General features: G+C 55.8%; 22 protein-coding genes. 17 read left to right on the top strand and 5 right to left on the bottom strand.

All coding sequences use genetic code 11. The features are described from left to right. Positions 1-33: 33 nt before the first annotated feature. Complete coding sequence (locus ACN0YD_RS10845) at positions 34-1,026, bottom strand: DUF3667 domain-containing protein (protein ID WP_417319650.1); 993 nt, start codon at positions 1,024-1,026, stop codon at positions 34-36. A 97-nt stretch (positions 1,027-1,123) separates the two neighbouring features. Between ACN0YD_RS10845 and ACN0YD_RS10840 the strand changes: the two genes are divergently transcribed. The 11 genes from ACN0YD_RS10840 (at position 1,124) to ACN0YD_RS10790 (ending at position 10,935) form a co-directional block, all read left to right on the top strand. Beyond that, positions 1,124-1,699 carry a DUF721 domain-containing protein gene (locus tag ACN0YD_RS10840; protein WP_417319648.1) on the top strand — a complete coding sequence of 192 codons (576 nt, stop codon included), beginning with the start codon at positions 1,124-1,126 and terminating at the stop codon, positions 1,697-1,699. A gap of 67 nt (positions 1,700-1,766) precedes the next feature. Continuing rightward, entirely contained in the window at positions 1,767-2,456 is a 690-nt protein-coding gene (locus ACN0YD_RS10835; RefSeq protein ID WP_417319646.1) for a DsbA family protein, read from the top strand. A gap of 38 nt (positions 2,457-2,494) precedes the next feature. Continuing rightward, complete coding sequence (smc, locus tag ACN0YD_RS10830; protein ID WP_417319644.1) at positions 2,495-5,974, top strand: chromosome segregation protein SMC; 3,480 nt, start codon at positions 2,495-2,497, stop codon at positions 5,972-5,974. Between the two features lie 204 nt (positions 5,975-6,178). Beyond that, positions 6,179-6,532, top strand: a complete 354-nt coding sequence (locus ACN0YD_RS10825; RefSeq protein WP_417319642.1) for an AtpZ/AtpI family protein — start codon at positions 6,179-6,181, stop codon at positions 6,530-6,532. A 33-nt stretch (positions 6,533-6,565) separates the two neighbouring features. Next, the gene (locus ACN0YD_RS10820; protein WP_417319640.1) at positions 6,566-7,333 is read left to right on the top strand and encodes a F0F1 ATP synthase subunit A; all 768 of its coding nucleotides are present in this window, start codon (positions 6,566-6,568) and stop codon (positions 7,331-7,333) included. Positions 7,334-7,389: 56 nt separating this feature from the next. Beyond that, on the top strand, positions 7,390-7,614 hold the full coding sequence (locus ACN0YD_RS10815) for a F0F1 ATP synthase subunit C (protein WP_321397660.1): 225 nt from the start codon (positions 7,390-7,392) through the stop codon (positions 7,612-7,614). 71 nt (positions 7,615-7,685) lie between these two features. Further along, a complete protein-coding gene (locus ACN0YD_RS10810) occupies positions 7,686-8,195 on the top strand; it encodes a F0F1 ATP synthase subunit B' (RefSeq protein ID WP_417319638.1) in 510 nt (169 codons plus the stop codon). Continuing rightward, positions 8,188-8,748, top strand: coding sequence for a F0F1 ATP synthase subunit B (locus ACN0YD_RS10805; RefSeq protein WP_417319636.1), 561 nt, complete (start codon positions 8,188-8,190; stop codon positions 8,746-8,748). The genes ACN0YD_RS10810 and ACN0YD_RS10805 overlap by 8 nt, the downstream gene beginning before the upstream one ends. A 179-nt stretch (positions 8,749-8,927) precedes the next feature. Next, positions 8,928-9,521: a hypothetical protein gene (locus ACN0YD_RS10800; RefSeq protein ID WP_417319634.1), complete on the top strand. Its 594-nt coding sequence runs from the start codon at positions 8,928-8,930 to the stop codon at positions 9,519-9,521. A gap of 120 nt (positions 9,522-9,641) precedes the next feature. After that, entirely contained in the window at positions 9,642-10,142 is a 501-nt protein-coding gene (locus ACN0YD_RS10795) for an Hsp20/alpha crystallin family protein (protein WP_417319632.1), read from the top strand. A gap of 172 nt (positions 10,143-10,314) precedes the next feature. Then, the gene (locus ACN0YD_RS10790) at positions 10,315-10,935 is read left to right on the top strand and encodes a transglycosylase SLT domain-containing protein (protein WP_417319630.1); all 621 of its coding nucleotides are present in this window, start codon (positions 10,315-10,317) and stop codon (positions 10,933-10,935) included. Between the two features lie 9 nt (positions 10,936-10,944). Here the strand turns inward: ACN0YD_RS10790 and ACN0YD_RS10785 are convergent, their stop codons facing one another. Beyond that, positions 10,945-11,271: an antibiotic biosynthesis monooxygenase family protein gene (locus ACN0YD_RS10785; protein ID WP_417319628.1), complete on the bottom strand. Its 327-nt coding sequence runs from the start codon at positions 11,269-11,271 to the stop codon at positions 10,945-10,947. Positions 11,272-11,275: 4 nt separating this feature from the next. Further along, positions 11,276-12,583 (bottom strand): amidohydrolase family protein, encoded by a 1,308-nt coding sequence (locus ACN0YD_RS10780; protein WP_417319626.1) that lies wholly within the window; start codon positions 12,581-12,583, stop codon positions 11,276-11,278. 159 nt (positions 12,584-12,742) lie between these two features. Between ACN0YD_RS10780 and ACN0YD_RS10775 the strand changes: the two genes are divergently transcribed. Further along, positions 12,743-13,276: a DUF1287 domain-containing protein gene (locus ACN0YD_RS10775; RefSeq protein ID WP_417319624.1), complete on the top strand. Its 534-nt coding sequence runs from the start codon at positions 12,743-12,745 to the stop codon at positions 13,274-13,276. A gap of 6 nt (positions 13,277-13,282) precedes the next feature. Here ACN0YD_RS10775 and ACN0YD_RS10770 read toward each other — a convergent pair whose 3' ends face one another. Beyond that, on the bottom strand, positions 13,283-16,870 hold the full coding sequence (locus tag ACN0YD_RS10770; protein WP_417319622.1) for a hydantoinase B/oxoprolinase family protein: 3,588 nt from the start codon (positions 16,868-16,870) through the stop codon (positions 13,283-13,285). Between the two features lie 73 nt (positions 16,871-16,943). Between ACN0YD_RS10770 and ACN0YD_RS10765 the strand changes: the two genes are divergently transcribed. Then, the gene (locus ACN0YD_RS10765) at positions 16,944-17,396 is read left to right on the top strand and encodes a GNAT family N-acetyltransferase (protein WP_417319620.1); all 453 of its coding nucleotides are present in this window, start codon (positions 16,944-16,946) and stop codon (positions 17,394-17,396) included. A 14-nt stretch (positions 17,397-17,410) separates the two neighbouring features. Here ACN0YD_RS10765 and ACN0YD_RS10760 read toward each other — a convergent pair whose 3' ends face one another. Further along, positions 17,411-17,938 carry a DUF3224 domain-containing protein gene (locus tag ACN0YD_RS10760; RefSeq protein ID WP_417319618.1) on the bottom strand — a complete coding sequence of 176 codons (528 nt, stop codon included), beginning with the start codon at positions 17,936-17,938 and terminating at the stop codon, positions 17,411-17,413. Between the two features lie 213 nt (positions 17,939-18,151). On the opposite strand from ACN0YD_RS10760, the gene ACN0YD_RS10755 reads away from it, so the two are divergent. From ACN0YD_RS10755 to ACN0YD_RS10740, 4 genes are all read left to right on the top strand, one after another. Further along, positions 18,152-18,799 (top strand): PepSY-associated TM helix domain-containing protein, encoded by a 648-nt coding sequence (locus tag ACN0YD_RS10755; protein WP_417319616.1) that lies wholly within the window; start codon positions 18,152-18,154, stop codon positions 18,797-18,799. A gap of 9 nt (positions 18,800-18,808) precedes the next feature. Continuing rightward, positions 18,809-19,336, top strand: coding sequence for a DUF2271 domain-containing protein (locus ACN0YD_RS10750; RefSeq protein WP_417319614.1), 528 nt, complete (start codon positions 18,809-18,811; stop codon positions 19,334-19,336). 26 nt (positions 19,337-19,362) lie between these two features. Next, positions 19,363-20,181, top strand: coding sequence for a DUF4198 domain-containing protein (locus ACN0YD_RS10745; RefSeq protein ID WP_417319612.1), 819 nt, complete (start codon positions 19,363-19,365; stop codon positions 20,179-20,181). 71 nt (positions 20,182-20,252) lie between these two features. Further along, the gene (locus ACN0YD_RS10740; RefSeq protein WP_417319610.1) at positions 20,253-21,161 is read left to right on the top strand and encodes an FAD:protein FMN transferase; all 909 of its coding nucleotides are present in this window, start codon (positions 20,253-20,255) and stop codon (positions 21,159-21,161) included. Positions 21,162-21,212: the final 51 nt, after the last annotated feature.

Below are 21,212 nucleotides of genomic sequence, written 5' to 3'. Positions count from 1 at the left end.
CCGAGAATCCAGCAAATATGGGCTTCCTGGAGGCTAAATCTGTGTCAGTCCATAGCTTATGACGGTCAGTGATCCTGCGAACAACAAAAGGGAATAGACAAATGAAATCACCAGGGCTTTTGAAACTGTCATGAACCAGCCCTGCCGGTAAACCTTTTTCATGGCGATCAGCAGATAGACGGGAATATAGAGCATAAGCCAGGACAGAAGGGGCCGGACCGGCTCCACAAATTGGTAGAGGACAACCATGACCGTAAAATACAGGAAAACAAAGGCATGGGCATGCAGTGAAAAAATCAGATGCTCGAAATAATAGCGTTTGCTGAAAATGTAAAAGATTTTGAAGATAAAGGCATAGACCGGCAGCAGCAGGAACATCAGGCGGGGGATCCATTCCGCAATTACCCTGTTCATCAGTGCGGGATTGTCCGATACGCGGTTCCAGCCGGTGATGACCTTGCTGGTGATTGCCTTCCATTTACCGTCAGTTTCACGATCCGACGGCATGGTCGACAATTCCTCTTCAACGCCCGTGCTCTCTGTCTTTCCGGGATCGGCCAGGTTCCTTACGACAATTTTGGGTTTTCCTGACTTGTCTTCTGCGGGGTTTTCCGCCTGCTCATCCGCCATCGGGTCCCAGTCAATTGTCTGGGTTTCGAACAGCTGGATGTCGGAGGTGGCCAGTGCCAGAAAGCACAGGATAGTGGCCGCCAGATATTGCCGGAAAGGCGGCACAAATCTGACCCGCCGGCCGTTCAGATATTCTCTGGTGATATGTCCAGGGCGGACCATCAACGGGATCAGTGTCCGGGTAAAACGTGAATCAAAGGACAAGAGATCACCGAGGGCGTCTTCCAGCAGGTTCCAGACAGGACGCAGGAAATTGACATCCTTCTGGCCGCAGGCGGGGCAAAAGCGGTCTTCTAGACGGCTGTTGCAGTTTTCGCAGCTCCGATATTCCTCATAGGCCGCATCTTCCCCCTCGACGGGATGGTCTTTCTGGTCCGCGGTGATTTTTTCTTGCATTATCCCCTCCGTAACTGGCCGGTCAGATGATCATATTTTCGACATATCTCGTCAATATCCTGTTTCTGTTTACCGGCAAGGGCCTTATATTACTCCCATGACTAAAAAGCGACCAGAGAAAAGCTATCGCAGGAAGGGCCACGGCACACAGGCCATATCGGAACTGGCCCGTCAGGTGAGCAGCGGTTCTTTCCGCCGCTTTGGGTTTGCCCAGTCTGAAATCATTGCCCGGTGGCCGGATATCGTGGGTCCCGTTCTGTCCGGCTGCAGTGTCCCGGAACGGCTGACCTTCCCCCGCACCGAAGGCGCAGGAGGCACACTCTATATCCGTATGGAAGGCGCCTTTGCCGCCGAAATGCAGCATCTCGAGGAACTGGTGCTTGAACGGATCAACGGTTTCTATGGATACCGGGCCGTGGACAGGCTGGTTTATCGCCATGGCCCTGTGCCCGCACGCCGGAATAGCGGGTCCAGGCAGCAGCCCGAACTGGCCGATTCTCAGAAAAAGCAGCTTGATGAAATACTCTCCGACGTGAAAGACAGTGCCCTGCAACGGGCGCTCTACCGGCTCGGCGCGGCCGTCATGGTTCCGGAAAAGCGAGAAAAACCAACGCCAAGGCGCCGTTTTACCCGCCGGGGAATGGGCTCAATGCCGTCAGAGGGAGAGCGTTAACGATTCTTTCCTTGATTTGAGGGAAAAATCATTTCTATACTCACATACAATATATTGTGGATTGATAATGACAAAACAACTAAATAGACCGAATTACGTAATCGCCAGTCTTTTTCTGGGTCTTATTCTGATGATGGTGCCTGCTATCCAGCAGGCGATGGCAGATGACGCCAAACCCTTCCTGAATTATGATGTTACCCTGGGTGACGAAAATGCCCCGGTGGAGCTCATCGAGTACGCCTCGACCACATGTTCCCACTGCGCTCATTTCAACAATGAAATTCTGCCGCAGCTTAAAGAAAAATATGTTGAAACCGGAAAGATGAAAATCACCTTCCGGCATTTCATGCTGAACGCCATTGATCTGGATGCCTCGCTGATCAGCCGCTGTGCGGCCGAAAAACGCTATTATCCGCTGCTCGGCATGATTTTCAAACGTCAGGACAGCTGGTATCAGCCGAAAAAATATCGCGAACTTGTCAGCCAGTACGGGGAGGATACCGCCTTCAAGATGTTCAGTGAACAGACTAGAAGCGAAGTGGTCAAGCTTGCCCGCATGGTGGGTGTGAACCAGGCTGATGCGGATAAATGTCTCGCCAGTACCGAACTTCGCGACTATCTGATCAATTCCTACAAGGAGGGGATCGAGAAATTTGAAGTCAGCGGAACCCCCACCTTCATCATCAATGGTGTAAAGCACGAAGGTGGCTACAGTTTCGAGGAACTTGACGAGGCAATCAGTAAAGTCCTGAATTAGGGCTGTTTTCAACAGGGGTGTAGGGAGAAACCTGGAAGGTGGATTTTACAAGGCTCAGACTGTCAGGATTTAAATCCTTTGTCGATCCCACCGAGCTTGTGATTGAAAAAGGCCTGACCGGCGTGGTCGGGCCCAACGGTTGCGGCAAATCCAACCTTCTCGAGGCCCTGCGCTGGGTCATGGGCGAAAACTCCGCCAAAAGCATGCGCGGTTCCGGCATGGACGATGTGATCTTTGCCGGTACCGATTCCCGCCCGTCGCGAAATCTTGCCGAAGTAACCCTGAGCCTGGACAATGCGGACCGTACTGCGCCCGCGGCTTTCAATGATGAGATACAGCTTGAAATTTCCCGACGGATCGAGCGGGAAAGCGGGTCCGCCTATCGCCTGAACGGCAAGGATGTGCGGGCCAAGGATGTGCAGCTTTTGTTTGCCGATGCCTCGACCGGGGCTCATTCGCCTTCCCTGGTGAGCCAGGGGCGTATTGGTGCCCTGATCAATGCCAAGCCGAAACAGCGCCGTGCGGTGCTGGAGGAGGCCGCGGGCATCAGCGGTCTGCATACCCGGCGCAAGGAAGCGGAAAGTAAACTGCGGTCTGCCGAGAATAACCTGGAACGTCTTGGCGACGTGGAAATCCAGTTGCAGGAACAGATACGCAGTCTCAAAAATCAGGCCCGCCAGGCGACAAGATACAAGAATGTCAGCCGGGAAATACGCGCCTTGCAGGCGTTGATCCTCTATATGGAATGGCGAACCATTGACGAAAATATGAACCGGGCCGAAAGTGAGGCGCGTGAGGTTCTGAAACTGGTGTCTGAAATCAGCGCCGAGGTAGGCCGGCTGAACAAAGAACAGGCGGTATTGGCCGCCGGACTGCCGGAACTGCGGCAGAAAGAGGCGGAAATCGCGGCCAAACTTCATCGTATGGTGGTGGCCCGCGACGGGTTGGACGGCGAGGAACAGCGCTTGCATGAAACCCAGGATAAGCTTCGCGACCAGTTGGCGCATATTGACCAGGACGAAGGCCGGGAAAAATCGGTGATCGGCGATGCGGCCGGTACCATCGAGCGCCTGACCGCGGAACGGCAGCAGATCAGGCAGGAAATCGAAAACCAGACCGACAGTGTGGAGCAGTTGTCCGAGGAATTGAAGGTCCGTCAGGCCGCAACCCTGGAGGCCGAATGGAAACTTGAGGAACTGACCCAGAAACAGGCCCAGCGCAATGCCGAGAAAAATAACCTTCTCCGGGATATCGAGGAAGCCGAAAACAGGCTGACCGCTCTTAACGAACAGAAAGAGACCATCCAGGAACGGATTGGCCGGCTGGAAAGCAATAACCTGTTTACCCGTGCCCTGTCAGAGGCGGAAAACCGCCTGTCGGAAGCCGAAAAAGCCGTGCAGATACAGCGGGCCAAATCCACCGAGGCAGAAGATTCCCGTCAGGACTGGCAGCAAAAAGAGCAGGAGGCCCGGGCCATCCTGCAGGCCCATGAATCAAAGCAGACCAAACTGCATGCGGAGATTGAGGCTCTTGAAGAACTTCTGTCCTCTTCCTCAGAGGAAGGCGTGGTGCCTCTTCTTGAGAAAATTGCTGTTACCGAAGGATTCGAGACCGCACTGGGTGCCGCCCTGGACATGGACCTGGAAGCCTCGGAAAGTGATGGTGATCCCATCCACTGGCAGAAGCTGCCGGCTTTCGAAGCTGTGCAGCCCTTGCCGGCAGGAATCGATAGTCTGGCCGGTCATGTGACTGGGCCAGCCGTGCTTGACCGGCGTCTGTCCCAGATCGGTATTGTCGAGAGCGCCGCTGACGCCCAGCGTCTGATGAAGGACCTGAAGCCCGGTCAGCGGCTTGTGACACGCGCCGGCGGCGTCTGGCGCTGGGACGGCCTGTGCCGGTCACCTGAAGCGCCGGGGGTTGCGGCCATCCGGCTTTCCCAGAAGAACCGTCTGGAAAAAATACGTGACGACCTCAGCCGCAAGCAAAAGGAAACCCATGATGCGCGGGAACAGCTGCATCTGATGCAGGAAAAGCTTGAGGAAGCCAAGCAGTCCGCCCGCGAAATTCGCCAGACCTGGCGCGACGCCGAGGAAAAGGCAGCCAGCGCCCGTCGGGAACTGACCGAGGCGGAAAAACAGGCGACCCGTCACCAGTCCGAAGAAAGTGCCCTTCGCGACCGCCTGGGTCACATGGTGGAGGCCTTTGACGAGGTGGAAAGTCGCCGCCGCCAGGCAAAAGAAGCGCTGGCGGGATTGCCCGAACCGGTCAATCTGGAAAATGACATCACCGAGGCGCGCCGTATTGTGGAGGAAAAGCGCCATGAGCTGTCCGAGGCCCGGCTTGCTCATGATTCATTCCTGTCCCGCAACTCTGCCCGCCATGAGCGGCTTGACCAGATCGAAACCGAACTTGGCGCCTGGAAGCTCAGGGTCAAGGATGTGGAAGAGCATCTGAACGCCCTGATCGAACGTCGGAAAAAGGCGAGGGATGAACTGGCGGCGCTGGAAGACCGGCCGGGACAGATTGTCGAGGAGCGTCGCAAGCTCAACAGCCTGATCGAAGAGGCGGAAGAGGAACGCTCGACTGCGGCAAAGGCTCTTGCCGAAGCCGAGGAAGCGCTGGCCACCAAAGATAAGGAAATCCGTGAGGTCCAGGCTCGGCTGGCTGAACAGCGGGAACAGAAAGTCCGCCTGGAAACAAGCATGGAACAGTATCAGAGCCAGAAAGAGGCCCTGCTGCGTCGCATTGAAGAGGACTTTGGCTGTCAGCCTGCGGCCCTTCGCGAGAAGGTCGGCCTGGAGCCGGACCAGCCTTTCCCCGATGCAGAGGACAGCCATCGCCGGCTGGAGCGCCTGAAGGGTGAGCGCGAGAGGCTCGGCGCGGTCAACCTGCGGGCCGAGGAAGAATTGCAGGAGATCGAGAAGACCCTGTCAGCGTCCATCAGCGAGCGCGAGGACCTGGAGCAGGCCATCGGCAAGCTGAAAAAGGCGATATCCGATCTGAACCGGGAAGGCCGGGCCCGCATGCTCAAGGCGTTTGAAGAGGTGAATGCCCATTTCAGCGAATTGTTCATCACCCTGTTCGGTGGCGGCCGTGCTCATCTGGAACTGACCGAATCCGACGACCCGCTGGATGCCGGGCTTGAAATCATGGCCAGCCCGCCGGGCAAGAAGATGCAAAATCTCGGCCTTCTGTCAGGGGGTGAACAGGCGCTGACAGCCCTCTCCCTGATCTTTGCGGTCTTCATGACCAATCCGTCCCCGATCTGTGTGCTGGATGAGGTGGATGCGCCGCTGGATGACGCCAATGTCGAGCGTTTCTGCGACCTTCTGGATGGCATGATCGGCAGGACGTCCACCCGTTTCCTGATCGTCACCCATAACGCGGTCACCATGTCCCGCATGCATCGCCTATTCGGGGTGACAATGGCCGAGCGCGGTGTTTCCCAGCTTGTTTCCGTGGATCTTGAAAGCGCCGAAAGAATGCGCGACCGGGTGGCAGATTCTTTGCTGGGCTAGAATATTTTTTTTCGCGGAAATCTCCCCGAAAAATTGTGACTTGGAAAATCCTTTCATTCCAACGGCTTGTATATGTCCACTCAGGGTATAAATGTCCGTTTTTTGTAACTTGACAGGTAAGGGGCCAGAAACTATGTTGCTGTCAATTTTACGGGTGCGGACGGAGGCCTGTCCTTCGTCCGGTTTTTAAGGAGGGGTTGCCCCGTGTCTGACGAAGATCCGCAGTCAGAAAACCGGCATCAGCTTCTGAAAGACCTGGGCACCCGCTTGCAGGAGGCCAAAAAGGCTCGCGAAAGCAAAGAGTCCCAAGGCCCCGGAAAAGCAAGCGCTTATGGTTCGGCAGTCCGGCTTGTTTCTGAGCTAATTGCCGGGCTGGTGATGGGACTGCTGCTCGGCCTGTTTCTGGACGAATGGCTGGGTACCGGTCCCTGGCTTTTGATTGTGTTTTTATTTCTCGGCATTGCGACCGGGATTATGAATGTGCTCAGGGCGGCCAAAAAATTGCAGCAGGATCTGCATAAGGTGGGCGCCGGGCATGAAAGTGAAAAAACTGATTAGCTTGCTAGTCAGCCTGTGAAGAGGAAGTAAAAAGTGGCCAGCCCGCTCTCGCAATTTGAAATCCAGGAAATGGTTCCGCTGGAACTCGCCGGTTATAACGTTTCTTTCACCAACTCCTCTCTTTTCATGGTTGTGACGCTGGTTCTGGTCAGCCTGTTCATGCTGGGCGGGATGCGTCAGGCTTCCATGGTACCGGGACGCTGGCAGGTGATGGTGGAAATGTGTTACGAATTCATCGCCAAGATGATCAATGACACCGCCGGCGCCGAAGGACGCCGTTATTTCCCCTTCGTGCTGACCCTGTTCATGTTTATCCTTTTCGCCAACCTGATCGGCATGCTGCCCCTGTCGCATATCGTACCCGGGCTGCATATCTTTACGGTCACCAGCCATATTGCCGTGACCTTCGCCATGGCCCTGTTTGTTTTCATCGGTGTAACCATCATCGGTTTTATCAAGCACGGCATTGGTTTCCTGAAGTTTTTCGTACCGGGTGACGCACCGCTGGCGCTGCTTCCGCTTCTGATCGTGATCGAGATTGTTTCCTATCTCTCACGTCCCATCAGCCTGTCTGTTCGTCTGTTCGCCAATATGGTGGCCGGACACACCATGCTGAAAGTATTTGGCGGCTTTGTGGTCAGCCTCGGCGCCCTTGGCGGCGTACTGGGGGTTGCCGGCCTGGTGCCGTTCTCCTTCATTGTGATCCTGACCGGTCTGGAACTGCTGGTCGCCTGTCTGCAGGCCTATGTGTTCGCGGTTCTGACCTGTATCTACCTGAATGACGCCCTGCATATGCACTAGGGCACATGTTGAAATTTGTAATTTGGTTTAATTTGTGAAAATAAAAGGAATTTAAAATGGAAGTCGAAGCTGCAAAAATGATTGGTGCCGGTCTGGCTTGTTCTGCTCTGATTGGTGCAGGTATCGGTATCGGTACAATTTTCGGTAACTATGTTTCCGCAGCCATCCGCAACCCCTCCGCTGCCGGCCCGGTTTTCGGTCAGGCCATGCTGGGCTTTGCGCTTGCTGAAGCGACCGGTCTGTTCGGTCTGGTTATTGCCTTCATCATCCTGTTCGTATAACCGATACCAACACCAAACCGGTTAAATACAAACAGGCCTGATCCCGCAAAAAGGATCAAGGAGAGAAGACAATGCCACAATTAGATCCGGCAGTATTTGCCCCGCAGATTTTCTGGCTGGCGATCGTGTTCGCGGTGCTGTACCTGATTATGTACTACAGCGTCGTGCCCAAGGTCTCCGACGTTCTGGAAAAACGCCAGAACCGCATTGCCAACGATCTGGAAGAGGCTGAAAAGCTGCAGCGTGAGGCAGAGGAAGCCCGCATCGCCTATGAAAAGGCGTTGCAGGAAGCCCGGGCAAACGCCACGGCAACGATTGCTTCCCGGCGGGAGGCAATCAAGCTCGAGGTTGAAGCGAAATACAACGAACTGAGCCAGAAGCTCAATGCCGAGGCGGATGAAGCGGCCGATCGTGTCCGTGCTGCCAAGGAAAAAGCCCTGGATGATGTACGTGCCGTTTCTGCAGATCTCTGCAAGGATATCCTCAGCCGCGTCGCCAAACTGGAACTTGACGATGCTGCCGTCAGCAAGACAGTTGAAGGCAAGCTTGCCATGGCTGTGAAGGAGAAGGCAAATGGCTGATCCTGTAAACGAACTTGAGCATGCTACCGAGCAGGCCCATGGCGACGCTCATGGCGGTTATGCGCATTGGTATCAGGATCCTTCCGTATGGGTGGATGCTGCGGTGGCTGTGTTCTTTGTTCTGATAGTGTGGAAAGGCGTGCATAAAATCTTTGCCAGGATGCTGGATGAAAAATCCCAGGCCATCGAGGCAGAGCTGGATAATGCCCGCACCCTGAGGGAAGAGGCGTCTGCCCTGCTGGCCAAATATCAGCGGGACCAGCATGAAGCTGAAAAAACAGCTGCTGATCTTCTGGCCAATGCCGAAGCTGAGGCAAAGATCCTGACCGAGGAATCCCGTCAGCATATCGAGGATATGATTGATCGCCGGACTCGTCTGGCCGGTCAGAAAATCCAGCAGATGGAAGCCGGTGCCGTTAAGGAAATCCAGCGTCTGGCTGCCGATGTGGCGACTTCCGCTGCTCGCCAGCTGATTGCGCAAAACCTGAAAAAGAAAGACCAGGATGCGCTTCTGAAAGAAAGCATCGAGGGTCTGGACAAACGGGTGCACTAAGGCCACTGCCTTAGCCTTCATAAAGAAAATTTGAAAAACCGGAAGGTCTTTGGGCTTTCCGGTTTTTTTTATGGTGATGTCTGATGGGAGCGTTTCTTTAAAGGCGTATTTTTATTCAATGCACCCTTGAAGGTGGTATTATCTTGTGATTCCAGAAACCAATTTATTGGGAGGTGATAATGAGTCCAGGGTATGACACCGTTAGACAACCTTCAGAGCCTCAGGAAATCGCGCCTTTTAGTCCAGTGGTTGTGGAATTTGCTGCATATTGGCAGAAATTCTTTACAACTTTGGAACGGTTGATGTGTGGACGCCTTGAGGGCCAGGGGAAACATGAAGAGCTTATTCGGCAGGACGTTGGCCAGGCGACTGGTTTTATAACTGATCACGTTTTTCTGTATTTTTTACAGAGCCGACTGCAGCAGTACATTGTTTTTTATGAAGAGAAGAGAAGTGCAGAAGTGATCTGGTTGACTCATGAAATGTCTTATGTTGCTGATAGGATGGATAAAATTTCTGTGGGAGATTTAAGCGAAACCGCGTTTGAGAGTGATGAGTTTGAGGATACGCTCGAGAGCGCTCATGAAGTCAAATCGAGTCTTGAAAAATTCGTGAAGAAGATATTCGGCGGAATTGGCCACGGGGTTAAACTTGTCATAAGAAAGGCAACTTTTGGAAAGGCTTTTAAGGAGGAAACAGAAAGTCCGGAAACAGCCCAGGCGGCAATGTCCTATCTGAACGAGGTTATTAAAATTGTTGCTCGGTCCGGTTAGCTTGAATAGCATTATTGATTGGGCAAAAATAAAATTAAAAATTTGACCCCCGTCAATGCACGCCTTGCCCGCAGATGATAGACTCCGTCTGCTTATCAACTTAAGGCAAGGAGGTTGCAAATGACCGACAAAGTGACCGAAACCAAAGTGCCGGAGAGTAGCCCGGAAGAGTCTTCTTTTTTTCATCCCCTGACCAGCCTGCGCCGGGATATTGACCAGCTTTTCGGCGACTATGGCCGGGGCTGGGGAACTTTCTTTCATCGCCCGCTGAATGTGGGCAAGTTTTCCCTTAATCCGAGCACGGACATCACCGAAACCGACGAATCCTTCGAAATTTCCATCGAGCTTCCCGGACTTGAGGAAAAGGATGTGGTGCTCAGCCTCAAGGACAATGTGCTGACCCTCAAGGGGGAAAAGAAAGAAGAACGGGAAGAAAAGAAAACGGACTACCATCTGACGGAACGCAGTTACGGTTCTTTCCAGCGTTCCTTTACCCTGCCGTCCAATGTGGACCCGGACGCCATCCATGCGGATTTCCACAAGGGTGTGATGACCATCGTGCTGCCGAAAACAGAGGTCCAGGAACCTGAAAAACGCACCATCGATATCAAGTCCCGTTAAGAAACTGTTGTTTCTCGCCTGAAACGGCCGGGACAGAAAAGAAAACAGACTTTAGCCGGTTTCCTGCTCGGGAGACCGGCATTTTTGCGGTTTCACGGTTTTCCGGGCCCCTATGCCTTGACAGCGCCATGTTCTTTTGATTCTTTGGGGGGAGATTGTTAATTTGGGGGACATGGAGAATTTGGCATTGATCAGGATTATATTAGCGGCTCTGGTTCTGATGACGGTGGCGGGCTGTTCCACCACGCCGCCGCGCAATGTGGCCAATAGTTGCGAGATATTCCGGGAAAAAAGCAGCTGGTACAAGGCCACCAAGGCCTCCCGCAAGCGCTATGGCACGCCGATTCATGTGCAACTGGCCATTATCCGCCAGGAATCCAGTTTCAAGCATGACGCCAAGACAGAACGCAACTATATCCTCGGCATTATCCCCTGGGGGCGCAAATCCTCTGCCTACGGCTATGCCCAGGTCAAGGACGGCACCTGGGACTGGTATAAACAGAAAACCGGCAACAGGGGTGCGAGCCGCGACGATTTCGGCGATGCGGTGGATTTTGTCGGCTGGTACACCAATGTGACCCAGCGGACCCTGGGCATCTCCAAATGGGATGCCTACAACCAGTATCTGGCCTATCACGAGGGCCACGGCGGCTGGAAGAGGGGCACATATAAAAAGAAAGGCTGGCTGGTCAAGGTGGCCCGCAAGGTGGAGCGCAATGCGAAAACCTATGCCGCACAGCTCAAAAGCTGCGAGGACGATCTCGATTCAGGTTTCTGGCTCTGGCCCTTCTAGGCGCAGTTTCTAACCCTCATCACCGAAGCCATAGGACCGTTCCACCTTTGCCACATGGGTGGTATAGCTTTCATACCATTTTTCCCGCCCCAGTTTCTGGGCAAGTTTGTGACTGGTGACTTCCTTCCAGTCTTTTACAGAGTCTTCGTTTTTCCAATAGGAGACGGTGATGCCAAACCGGGTTTCCGGGTCGCGCGCGCTTTCAATCCCCAGAAAGCCGGGCTGTTTCCGGGCCTGTTCCTCCATGGCTTCCGCCATTTTGGCATAGCCTTCGTCGTCTTCCAGTGAGCGGCGACTGGTGAAAATCACGGCATAATAGGGTGGTTTCGGCGGCATCTTTCTACTCCCCTCCCGTAAAGACCTTGCCCCGGGCCATGACAAAGACAGGCTTTTTCAGGGTAGAAATATTTTCCAGCGGATTGCCATCGGCAGCAATGATATCGGCGCTCATGCCTTCCCGGATCACCCCGGTTATGTCAGAAATACCCAGCAAATCGGCCGCATTGACGGTGGCGGTGATCAGTACCGCCTGTATCGGCAAACCAGCCTCGACCATAAGCTCAAGCTCCCGGCCGTTGACGCCGTGGCGGCTCACCCCGCTGTCGGTGCCGAAGGCGATCTTTACCCCGCCTTTGTAGGACCTGGTCAGGGCATCCATGATGGCTGGCCCCACCTGCAGCGCCTTTTTCTTCTGGGCGGCGGTCAGTTCGTCGGTGTTTTCCGCCATTTCCTTGACCGTAATGCCAGCGAGTATGGTCGGTACATGATAAGCGCCGGACTTGCGGAACAGCTTGATGCTTTCCTTATCCAGGTAGGTGCCGTGTTCGATACTGTCGACTCCGGCCCGGAGCGCCGCATTGATGCCACCGGTGCCATGGGCATGAGCGGCCACCTTGCGGCCCATACTGTGGGCAGTCTCGACAATGGCCTTCTGTTCCTCATCGGTGAACTGCTGGCCTGTGCCGGCAGCAATGTTGCTGAGCACCCCGCCGGTGGCCACATATTTGATTACGTCGGCGCCGAATTTAATCTGCTGGCGGACGGCCCGGCGGCAATCATCAGCACCGTTGCAGATGGCGCTGCTGGGGTGTAGTACGCCTTCCCGGAATCCGTTTGAATCCCCGTGCCCGCCAAGGGGGGAGATGGTATAGCCTGCGGCCAGGATGCGCGGGCCGTCAATGTACCCATCGTTAATGCCGTCCCGGAGCGCAAAAATGCCGTTCCGGGGGCCGCCCACATTACGAACGGTGGTAAAACCCGCCGCCAGGATGCGCCTTAAATAGAGCACCCCATGAATGGCGCCGTCGGCTTCCGTGTTGGTCACTTCCTCAAGCAGGTTGGCCTTGCCCAGTTCGCCGGTAACATGGGTGTGGCTGTCGATCATGCCCGGCATCACGAACCTGGTCTTCAGGTCAATGATTTCCGCCTTTTCCACGCCGTCAAAATCGGCAGCGGTCAGGTAACCGTTGCGCACGGCGGCAATCAGGTCGTTTCTAATCAGGATGGTCTGTTCGTTTTTGACATTTTCCCTGGTATCCGCCAGCAATTTGCCTGCGTGGATGATCCGGTAGCTGTCTTTGGCAAGTGCATTGAATGATGTGAGAAGAACGAGAGCAAGCGCCCCCGCGAGTGTTTTTATGCTTTTCATTTCCGATCCCCTGGAGTGAAATTTTCTTGTTTCGGGCAACCCTAGCATGCTTTTTCGGGACGGGAAAGATCGTAAAATCTTGATTCTTCTGTCCGGAAAGGGCAGAATGTCATACAAATTTAAAAAAAAGAAATCGGGAGTATAAGGGAGAATAGTGAAATGCAGGTGAAATCCCTCTTGTGTCTGTCAATGTCTGTCGCGGCGATGATCGGTATGTCCGGTTCCGCCCGGGCCCTCGGTGCTGCTGAGGATTCTGGGGCATCGCAAAGCCAGGTCGCCTATTCAACCCAGGAGGCATTGGGCCATGCAGGTGCCTGCAGCGAACTGGTGATTCATGCCTATCAGGCCCAGGGCATCGACCTTGAACAACTGGTGCAGACGGACAAGGAACAGGCCCGGGGTGACTATCCCGACGACTGGGGTTTTGCCGCCACCGGGGTTGAGGAGCGTAAAGTCACCAGTCTTGCCACCTATTTCAAACGCAATGGTTTTGAACTGTCAGCCGGTAATTATGAGCCCGGCGACCTGGTAACCTGGACAGTCTCCGGCAATCACACTCACATCGGCATTGTTATAGCCGATACATCCGCTGACGGCACGCCCATGGTGGTCCATGACGCGGAAAACGGCCCGGAAGTGGAGGATGTGCTTGGTGCACAGGCCATCACCGGCCATTACCGGTTCCTGCCGTAGTCGGTTCTAGCCTTCCCCATATCCCCCGCCGCCGGGGGTTTCGATAATGAACTGGTCGCCCGGATGCATGTCGGTTTCGGCGGCGTGGCCGAGGATTTCCTTGGTGCCGTCGGCGCGGATCACTTTGTTGAGGCCTGCTGCGCCAGCATCACCGCCCTTGACCCCCGGGGGCGGGATCAGGCGATGGTTGGAAATGATCGCCGCCTGCATGTCCTGCAAAAACCTGATCCGCCGCACCACGCCGTCGCCTCCCTTGTGCACGCCCTTACCGCCGCTGCCTTGGCGGATATGGAAATCCTCCAGCAGTACGGGATAGCGCCATTCCAGCACCTCCGGGTCGGTGAGGCGTGAATTGGTCATATGGGTCTGGATCGCGCTTTGGCCGTCGCCTTTGGCTGTAGCGCCCATGCCGCCGGCAATAGTCTCGTAATATTGCAGTTCGTCATCGCCGAAGGTGAAATTATTCATGGTGCCCTGGCTTGCCGCCATGACGCCGAGCGCCAGGAACAGGCTGTCGACGATGCACTGGCTGGTTTCCACATTGCCGGACACCACTGCGGCTGGCGGCAGGGGGTTCAGCATGCTGCCTTCCGGCACGATGATATCGACCGGCTTGAGACAGCCCTCATTCATGGGGATGTCGTCATCGACCAGGCAGCGGAACACATAAAGCACCGCGGCGCGGCAGATGGCGAGCGGGGCGTTGAAGTTGCTCGCAAGCTGATCTGAGGTGCCGGTGAAATCTACGCTGGCGCGCCGGGCGGTCCGGTCGATGCTGACCCTGACCCGGATCACCGCGCCATTATCGAGCGGATAATCGTAGCTGCCGTCGGAAAGTTTGTCCAGCGCCCGGCGTACCGCTTCCTCCGCATTGTCCTGCACATGTGCCATATAGGCCTTCACAACGGGCAGGCTGAATTCGGCAATCATGCGGTCGAGCTCGCGCACCCCTTTCTCGTTGGCGGCGATCTGGGCCTTCATGTCGGCGATATTCTGGCTCACATTGCGGGCCGGGTAGGGACCGCTTTTCAGGTGCCGGGTCAGGTCTTGTTCCCGGAATTCCCCGTCCTGCACCAGCTGGAAATTATCAAACAGGATGCCTTCCTGGTCGATGGAGCTTGAGAGCGGCGGCATGCTGCCGGGGGTGAGGCCGCCGATGTCCGCATGGTGGCCGCGGGTGGCGAGATAGAATAGCGGCTCCGCCTGATCGCCGAAATAGGGGCTGATGATAGTTATGTCCGGCAGGTGAGTGCCACCGTTATAGGGATCGTTCAACACATAAACATCGCCCGGCTTCATGGTCCCGGTCCGGGCGCGGATCACCGCCTGGACGCTGGCCCCCATACTGCCGAGATGCACCGGCATATGCGGCGCATTGGCGACTAGGTTGCCCTCAGTGTCGAACAGGGCGCAGGAGAAATCGAGCCGCTCCTTCATATTGACTGAATGGGCGACATTCTCCAGCACCGCGCCCATCTGCTCAGCGATGGACATAAACAGGTTATTGAAAATCTCCAGCATCACCGGGTCGGCGCCGGTGCCGATGGCCTGGGTGCGGCTGAGTTCTTTGATGCGTTCCAGCACCAGATTGCCGTGGTCGTCCAGTTCCCCCTGCCAGCCCGCGGGGACGAGGTTGGTGCCGAGCTCCTCCAGGATCACGGTGGGGCCCATGATCTTTTCGCCCCGGAGGTCATCGCGGTGGAGGACGGTTGCCTCGAGCCACTTGCCGCCTATATATATCTTGCGCATCGTGCGGGCCGGGATGTCTCCGGCGGGCGTGAAGCTCGCGCCGCCAAGCGCTTCGCCGCCGCCGGTGGCCTCGGCGCATAGGGATTCCACGATCAGCTCCTTGCCGGGGCTGGTAAAGCCGAAATGCTGTTTATGCCGTTCCTCAAAGCTGGTGCGTATATCTTCAAGCCGGGCCAGAGGTGCCGGAATGGTGCTGTCGCTGCCCCGGTATTTGACCCTTAAGGTGACGGCGCAGTCCATGTCCAGGACGCCCTGCCGGGTGAGCTCTTCCCGGGCCTCATGGGCGAGCTTCTCAGCAGTGGCCTCAATTTCCAGCATGTGTTCCCCGTCCAGCGGCAGTTCCAGCGCCGCCTCGGAAATATGCCCCAGGTCGGCAAGTCCGATGCCGTAGGCGCTCAAGACGCCCGCCAGCGGATGCAGGAACACTTTCTTCATGCCGAGCCGGTCGGCCACCAGGCAGGCGTGCTGCCCGCCTGCGCCGCCGAAGCTCACGAGCGAATAGCCGCTGACGTCATAGCCCTTCTGGGTGGAGATTTTCTTGATGGCGCTGGCCATATTCTCGACGGCAATGGCAAGGAAGCCCTCGGCCATGTCCTCGATGCTCTGGCGCGCAAGGCCTGCGGCTTCCATCTCCGCCTGCATCTCTTCGAACTGCTGCACCACCATCTCCCGGTCCAAGGGTTCATTGGCCTCGGGCCCGAACACATGGGGGAACTGATCCGGCGAAATACGGCCCAAAAGCACATTGCAGTCGGTCACCGTCAGCGGTCCGCCACGCCGGTAGGCGGCAGGCCCAGGGTTGGCCCCGGCGCTCGACGGTCCGACCCGGAAGCGGCTGCCGTCAAAGCTTAAGACCGAGCCGCCGCCTGCGGCCACCGTATGGATATGCATCATGGGGATGCGCATGCGTACGCCCGCCACTTTGGTCTCGAAGCTGCGTTCATACTCGCCGCGGTAGTGGGTGACGTCGGTACTTGTGCCGCCCATGTCGAAACCGATGATTTTTGCATGACCCGCCTGTTCGGCAGTTTTGGCTGCGCCGACGATGCCGCCGGCCGGACCCGACAGGATCGCATCCCGGCCCTGGAAATGGTCCGCATGGGCAAGGCCGCCACTGGACTGCATGAAATAAAGCGGCACGCCTTCCAGGGCCTCCTGCACCCGGTCCACATAGCGCCGCAATACCGGGGTAAGATAGGCATCGACCACGGTGGTGTCGCCCCGGCTCACCAGCTTCATCAGCGGGCTCACCTCATGGCTCATGCTGATCTGGGTAAACCCCGCCTCCCGGCAGAGCGTGGCGATCTGTTGTTCATGTTCGGGATAGTGGTAGCCATGCATGGAGACGATGGCAACCGCATGAATGCCGCTTGTCTGGGCCTCCACCAGTTGCGGCTCCAGGTCAGAGAGGTTCAGGGGCGTGATGAGGGTGCCGTCGGCGCCGGTCCGCTCCTCCACCTCGATCACCCGTTCATAGAGCAATTCCGGCAGCTCTACATTGAGGGCGAACAGGTCGGGCCGGTTCTGGTAAGCGATGCGTAGCGCATCCTTGAAGCCCTTGGTAATCAGCAGCAATGTACGGTCGCCCTTGCGCTCCAAAAGCGCATTGGTCGCCACTGTGGTGCCCATCTTGACGCTTTTCACCCGGGCGGCAGGGATTTTGTCACCGGGCCCGAGACCCAAAAACAGCCGTATCCCGGCCAGCGCCGCATCCTCATATTGCTCCGGATTTTCACTGAGCAGCTTTTTCGCGTGCGTCATCCCGTCCGGGTCCCGCGCGACAATGTCGGTAAAGGTCCCGCCCCGATCGATCCAGAACTGCCATTTTTGAGTGTCATTGCTCATGACAGAGATTTAGCAGCTGGAAAGAAAAGTGGCAAAGTGATAGATCAATAAATAGAAAAAAGAGGGATATATCATGCTCACCATCCGCGAAGCCACGTCAGATGATGTGGATATTGTCTTTGACCTGATCATGGCCATTGCCCGCCATCACGGCCAGGAACAGTATGTCACCACCAGCAAGGAGGAACTGCGGCGCGCGGGCTTCTCTTCTGAGCCCGCCCGGTTCGGGGTGTTGCTTGCCGAGGTGGACGGCGCGGTCGCGGGTTATGTCTCCTGGACGGTCAATTACTCCATCTGGCGCGGGGCGGACGTGATGCAGATTGACGACCTTTATGTGTGGGAGAAGTTCCGCGGCCAAAGTGTCGGCAAAGCGCTGATGCGGGACGCGCGTGCGCAGGCCCAAGCCCGGGGGCTGGCGGTGATGAAATGGGAAGTGGAAACCGACAATAGGGGCGCCATTAAATTCTATAAAAACCTTGGCGCGGAGGTGAGCGAAAAAGGTTTCTGCCGCTGGACGGTGGAGTAATCTGGTGTTCGGCGTCACTCGCCCAACTGATACTCGAAATCATAGAAATGCTTGCCGTCCTCAATGCGGATGGCCATTTGGCCGCTGAGACCCTCCAGCTCGCCGCTGCCGGACCCCGGTGACACCATGATCACCAGTTCCTGGTCGCCGTCCTGCATCAGGCCCCGGTGCAGGAGGGCAAAACTCCCTTTCCTGCCGGCCAGTGTGCCGGTGACCGTCTCCAGGGCCACATAACCGGCCGAGGTCTGGTCTGTTGTACTTCTGTGGCTCAGCATCTGCCCCTTGCTGGTGGCGGTAAGGTCACCCTGGAATGTTTTGTCCAGGGTCAGGCGCCCGGCGCTGAAATCCCCGTCATCCTGGGGAACAAGTTTGACATCAAATTCACCTGTGGCGGTCATCATGTTCTGATCCTTCTGTGTCTTGGCGGGGGAGGTATGGCCGGGTGCCGCCAGTATCAGAGATGCCAGAAAGGAAAGGACAAAGGCGCCCGGTGTTAACCGAAGGCACGGCATGGTTACCTTAAGGTCTGAAAGTCTTGTCATGAGAGTATCCCCGGCGGTTTATTTTCTATGGGAGAAGTATAGCTTCCTGGCGGCGCCGGAGCAATTGAAAGTCGAGGGCCGGGTAGCTTTCTTTAATGATAATCACTTGCAATAATGGCCGGTGTATGGTTTATAACCGTTGCGATAATTTATTTCCGGTAAGCAGGACGAACAGTGTTTTATCCGGCTCTGGTACGGCAAAAGATGGCGTGAATGCAACGGGCAAACCAGTCAGCACGAGCAAGGAATGGAGGGAACGGGTCCTGGTTGAAACGGCAGGTCAGGACCTGGCACTGGATTTCCAGCGCTATCTGCCTTGTTGGTATGCTTTTGTTTGCTATCACGGGTATAACGCTTAACCATGCTCACCAGATTTCCTCAACACCTGTAACCAGCGAAGAGACGGCTGTTGTGCCCGCCGATCTTCTGGTGTCTCTGGCCGGTGCGCCGAAGCCGGAAGACATGGAAATGTTGCCGGGGGATGTGGTTTCCTGGTTGCAGAGTGAACTTGATGTTGATGTGACGGGCAAACAGGTCGAATGGTCGCCTGTGGATGTTTATATCGGCCTGCCGCGTCCCGGCGGGGATGGCTGGTTGAGTATAGATCTCAACAGCGGCGAAGTGATCCATGAAGTTACCAGCCGGGGGTTTGTGTCTTATCTGAATGACCTGCATAAGGGTCGAAATACCGGAACCGCCTGGGCCTGGTTCATTGATGTTTTTTCCGTTGCCTGTGTGATTTTCTGCCTGACTGGCCTGTGGCTGTTGCAGATACATGCCGGAAAACGGCCGGCAACCTGGCCTGTGGTTGGAGCGGGGTTTGTTCTTCCGCTGCTTTTGATTGTTCTGTTTATTCACTAGGGAGTAAAGATGCGCGTATTAATCACCCTGGCAAGCCTCGGCCTTCTTGGCGCACCACTGCAGGCTGCAGAAGCAGCGGAGGTTGATATCAACCTGGAACTGCCGCGTCTGCAGGTGGCTGAATATCATCGCCCCTATGTGGCTGTCTGGCTTTCAAAACCGGATCATTCAGTGGTCAGTACCCTGGCCGTCTGGTACCAGCAACACAATGGCCCGGAGGGGGAAGGCACCAAGTGGCTGAAGGATATGCGCCAGTGGTGGCGCCGTATTGGCCGGAGCCTTGACCTTCCCATTGACGGGGTAACAGGCCCCACCCGGGCGCCGGGTACTCATCATCTGACCTTTTCCGGACCGGACAGTCCCTTTGCCGGGCTCGAGGCAGGGGAATATCTGCTGCATGTGGAGGCCTCCCGCGAGGTGGGGGGCAGGGAAGTGTTAAGCCTGCCATTTAGCTGGCCGGGGGACAATCCTCAGGCACAGCAGGTCAGCGGCAGTCTTGAGCTGGGGTCAGTCACCCTGAAAATATCACCGGAATAGGCACCGGAACCGAAGGAGAGTTTGCCATGTCACTTTTGATCAGAACCACCTTAATTTCCCTGATGGTGTTTTTCACCACTTTGGCCAGTGCCCAGGCACACAGATTCTGGCTGTTGCCGTCCACCTTCACCCTGTCCGGTGAACAGGAATGGATCACGGTTGACGCGGCAATCTCCAATAACCTGTTTTTCTCCAACCATGTGGCGCCACAACTTGCGGACCTGCATGTGACGGCGCCGGACGGAAGCCCCGTAGAGAAAAACAATGGTATGCAGGGGAAGATGAGGACCACCTTTGACGTGGAATTGAAACATCAGGGCACTTACCGGATTGCCGACCGGGGGGATATGTATTTTGTCATGTGGAAGGAAAATGGCGAAACCCTGCGCCGCCGCGGGTCCCTGGAGCAGTTAAAGGGCCAGGGACTGCATGAAAAACAGGACGCCAGGTTCATGCAGGTCAAACGACGGGTCGAAAGCTATGTAACTCTTGGGGCGCCTTCCACAGACATTTTCAAGGCCGAAGGGGACGGGATTGAAATTCAGCCTGTAACCCACCCCAACGATGTCTTTACCGGCGAAGAGGTATCCTTCCTCTTCCTGAAAGACGGCAAGGCCGCCGAAGGTCTTGAGGTAACCTTGATCCGGGGGCAGGACCGCTACCGTAATGACGAGCAGGCCCTGAAATTGAAGACTGACAAGGATGGCAAAATCAGCTTTACCCTGACCGAGGCTGGCCGTTACTGGCTCAGCACCGGGCACAGGGGACAGAATGAAAAGGTAGATGGCCTGGACCTGACCCGTGTTCATTCCTATGTCCTGACCTTTGAGGCGCTACAGCCATAAAGCGGAAGCATGTCATAATCCCGACAGAGATTGATCCCCGGGCGGTCAAGCCGCCGCCTGAGGATTTTGTCTTGTCAGATTTGAATGGGCAGACCATGGGGACAGCCTGGTCGGCCAGATTCTACCGGGATGCCGCGTTAGATGACCGCGATATCCAGGACCAGTTTGAACAGCTCTTTTCCCAATCAATCAGCGAATTCAGTAACTGGGAAGATAGCTCTACCATCAGTCGTTTCAACCGGGCAAAGGCCGGTGAAATATTTGAGATTCCTGAGGGTTTCGCAAGCATATTGTCTGCGGCACTGGAGCTGGCGCACCTGACGGACGGGGCGTTCAATCCATGTCTTGGTAGTTATACCAAGGATCTGGAATTCGGCCCGGGCGGCAATGGCCAGCCACAGGTTGAGGCCTCCGCTGATTGGAAGGGCCTGGACTGGGATGCTTCGTCAGGGCAGTTGCATCAGTCCGGGAATGTCATGCTGGACCTGTCGGCCATTGCCAAAGGGTATGTGGTTGATGGCATGGCGGAAATACTGGAACAATGCGGCATTCAAAATTTCCTGGTTGAAATTGGCGGCGAATATGTCGGGCGCGGGGTTAAGGCGGACAGGACCCCCTGGTGGGTTGATGTAGAAACTGTTGCTGGAGGCGAGGACGTATTTGTTGCCGCATTACACGGCTTGGCGGTGGCCAGCTCCGGTAACAGCAACAGGTTTCTCGCAACAGGCGGAAACAGAATGTCCCATATCATCAGAAACACCTGTGATCATGATCGTCAACTTGCTTCGGTGACTGTTTTTCACAACAGTTGTATGTGGGCTGATGCCTGGGCGACGGCTCTTTTTTCCCTTGAGGCGGCGAAGGGCAAAACGATCGCAGAAGAGCAGGGGCTGACGGCTCTTTTTCAGGTGTCCGGCGGCGGTTTTTTCATCACCCCGGGGCTTTCGAAAATGATGGATTTAAGTCCTGTCACGCAATAATGGCGCTGTAAAATTGCTCTGTTTATTTTTAATAATAATTCTCATTTTCTT

The sequence above is a fragment of the Emcibacter sp. genome (assembly GCF_048269205.1).
Classification (GTDB): domain Bacteria; phylum Pseudomonadota; class Alphaproteobacteria; order Sphingomonadales; family Emcibacteraceae; genus Emcibacter.
This window is presented reverse-complemented; position numbering and strand designations above follow the sequence as displayed.

Excerpts from the sequence above, each read along its gene's own strand:
- ACN0YD_RS10795 (WP_417319632.1), top strand. The coding sequence starts at position 9,642 with ATGACCGACAAAGTGACCGAAACCAAAGTGCCGGAGAGTAGCCCGGAA.
- ACN0YD_RS10775 (WP_417319624.1), top strand. The coding sequence starts at position 12,743 with ATGCAGGTGAAATCCCTCTTGTGTCTGTCAATGTCTGTCGCGGCGATG.
- ACN0YD_RS10755 (WP_417319616.1), top strand. The coding sequence starts at position 18,152 with ATGCAACGGGCAAACCAGTCAGCACGAGCAAGGAATGGAGGGAACGGG.
- ACN0YD_RS10815 (WP_321397660.1), top strand. The coding sequence starts at position 7,390 with ATGGAAGTCGAAGCTGCAAAAATGATTGGTGCCGGTCTGGCTTGTTCT.
- ACN0YD_RS10845 (WP_417319650.1), bottom strand. The coding sequence starts at position 1,026 with ATGCAAGAAAAAATCACCGCGGACCAGAAAGACCATCCCGTCGAGGGG.
- ACN0YD_RS10800 (WP_417319634.1), top strand. The coding sequence starts at position 8,928 with ATGAGTCCAGGGTATGACACCGTTAGACAACCTTCAGAGCCTCAGGAA.
- ACN0YD_RS10810 (WP_417319638.1), top strand. The coding sequence starts at position 7,686 with ATGCCACAATTAGATCCGGCAGTATTTGCCCCGCAGATTTTCTGGCTG.
- ACN0YD_RS10780 (WP_417319626.1), bottom strand. The coding sequence starts at position 12,583 with ATGAAAAGCATAAAAACACTCGCGGGGGCGCTTGCTCTCGTTCTTCTC.
- ACN0YD_RS10785 (WP_417319628.1), bottom strand. The coding sequence starts at position 11,271 with ATGCCGCCGAAACCACCCTATTATGCCGTGATTTTCACCAGTCGCCGC.
- ACN0YD_RS10835 (WP_417319646.1), top strand. The coding sequence starts at position 1,767 with ATGACAAAACAACTAAATAGACCGAATTACGTAATCGCCAGTCTTTTT.
- ACN0YD_RS10790 (WP_417319630.1), top strand. The coding sequence starts at position 10,315 with ATGGAGAATTTGGCATTGATCAGGATTATATTAGCGGCTCTGGTTCTG.
- ACN0YD_RS10760 (WP_417319618.1), bottom strand. The coding sequence starts at position 17,938 with ATGACAAGACTTTCAGACCTTAAGGTAACCATGCCGTGCCTTCGGTTA.
- ACN0YD_RS10770 (WP_417319622.1), bottom strand. The coding sequence starts at position 16,870 with ATGAGCAATGACACTCAAAAATGGCAGTTCTGGATCGATCGGGGCGGG.
- ACN0YD_RS10765 (WP_417319620.1), top strand. The coding sequence starts at position 16,944 with ATGCTCACCATCCGCGAAGCCACGTCAGATGATGTGGATATTGTCTTT.
- ACN0YD_RS10750 (WP_417319614.1), top strand. The coding sequence starts at position 18,809 with ATGCGCGTATTAATCACCCTGGCAAGCCTCGGCCTTCTTGGCGCACCA.
- ACN0YD_RS10840 (WP_417319648.1), top strand. The coding sequence starts at position 1,124 with ATGACTAAAAAGCGACCAGAGAAAAGCTATCGCAGGAAGGGCCACGGC.
- ACN0YD_RS10805 (WP_417319636.1), top strand. The coding sequence starts at position 8,188 with ATGGCTGATCCTGTAAACGAACTTGAGCATGCTACCGAGCAGGCCCAT.
- ACN0YD_RS10745 (WP_417319612.1), top strand. The coding sequence starts at position 19,363 with ATGTCACTTTTGATCAGAACCACCTTAATTTCCCTGATGGTGTTTTTC.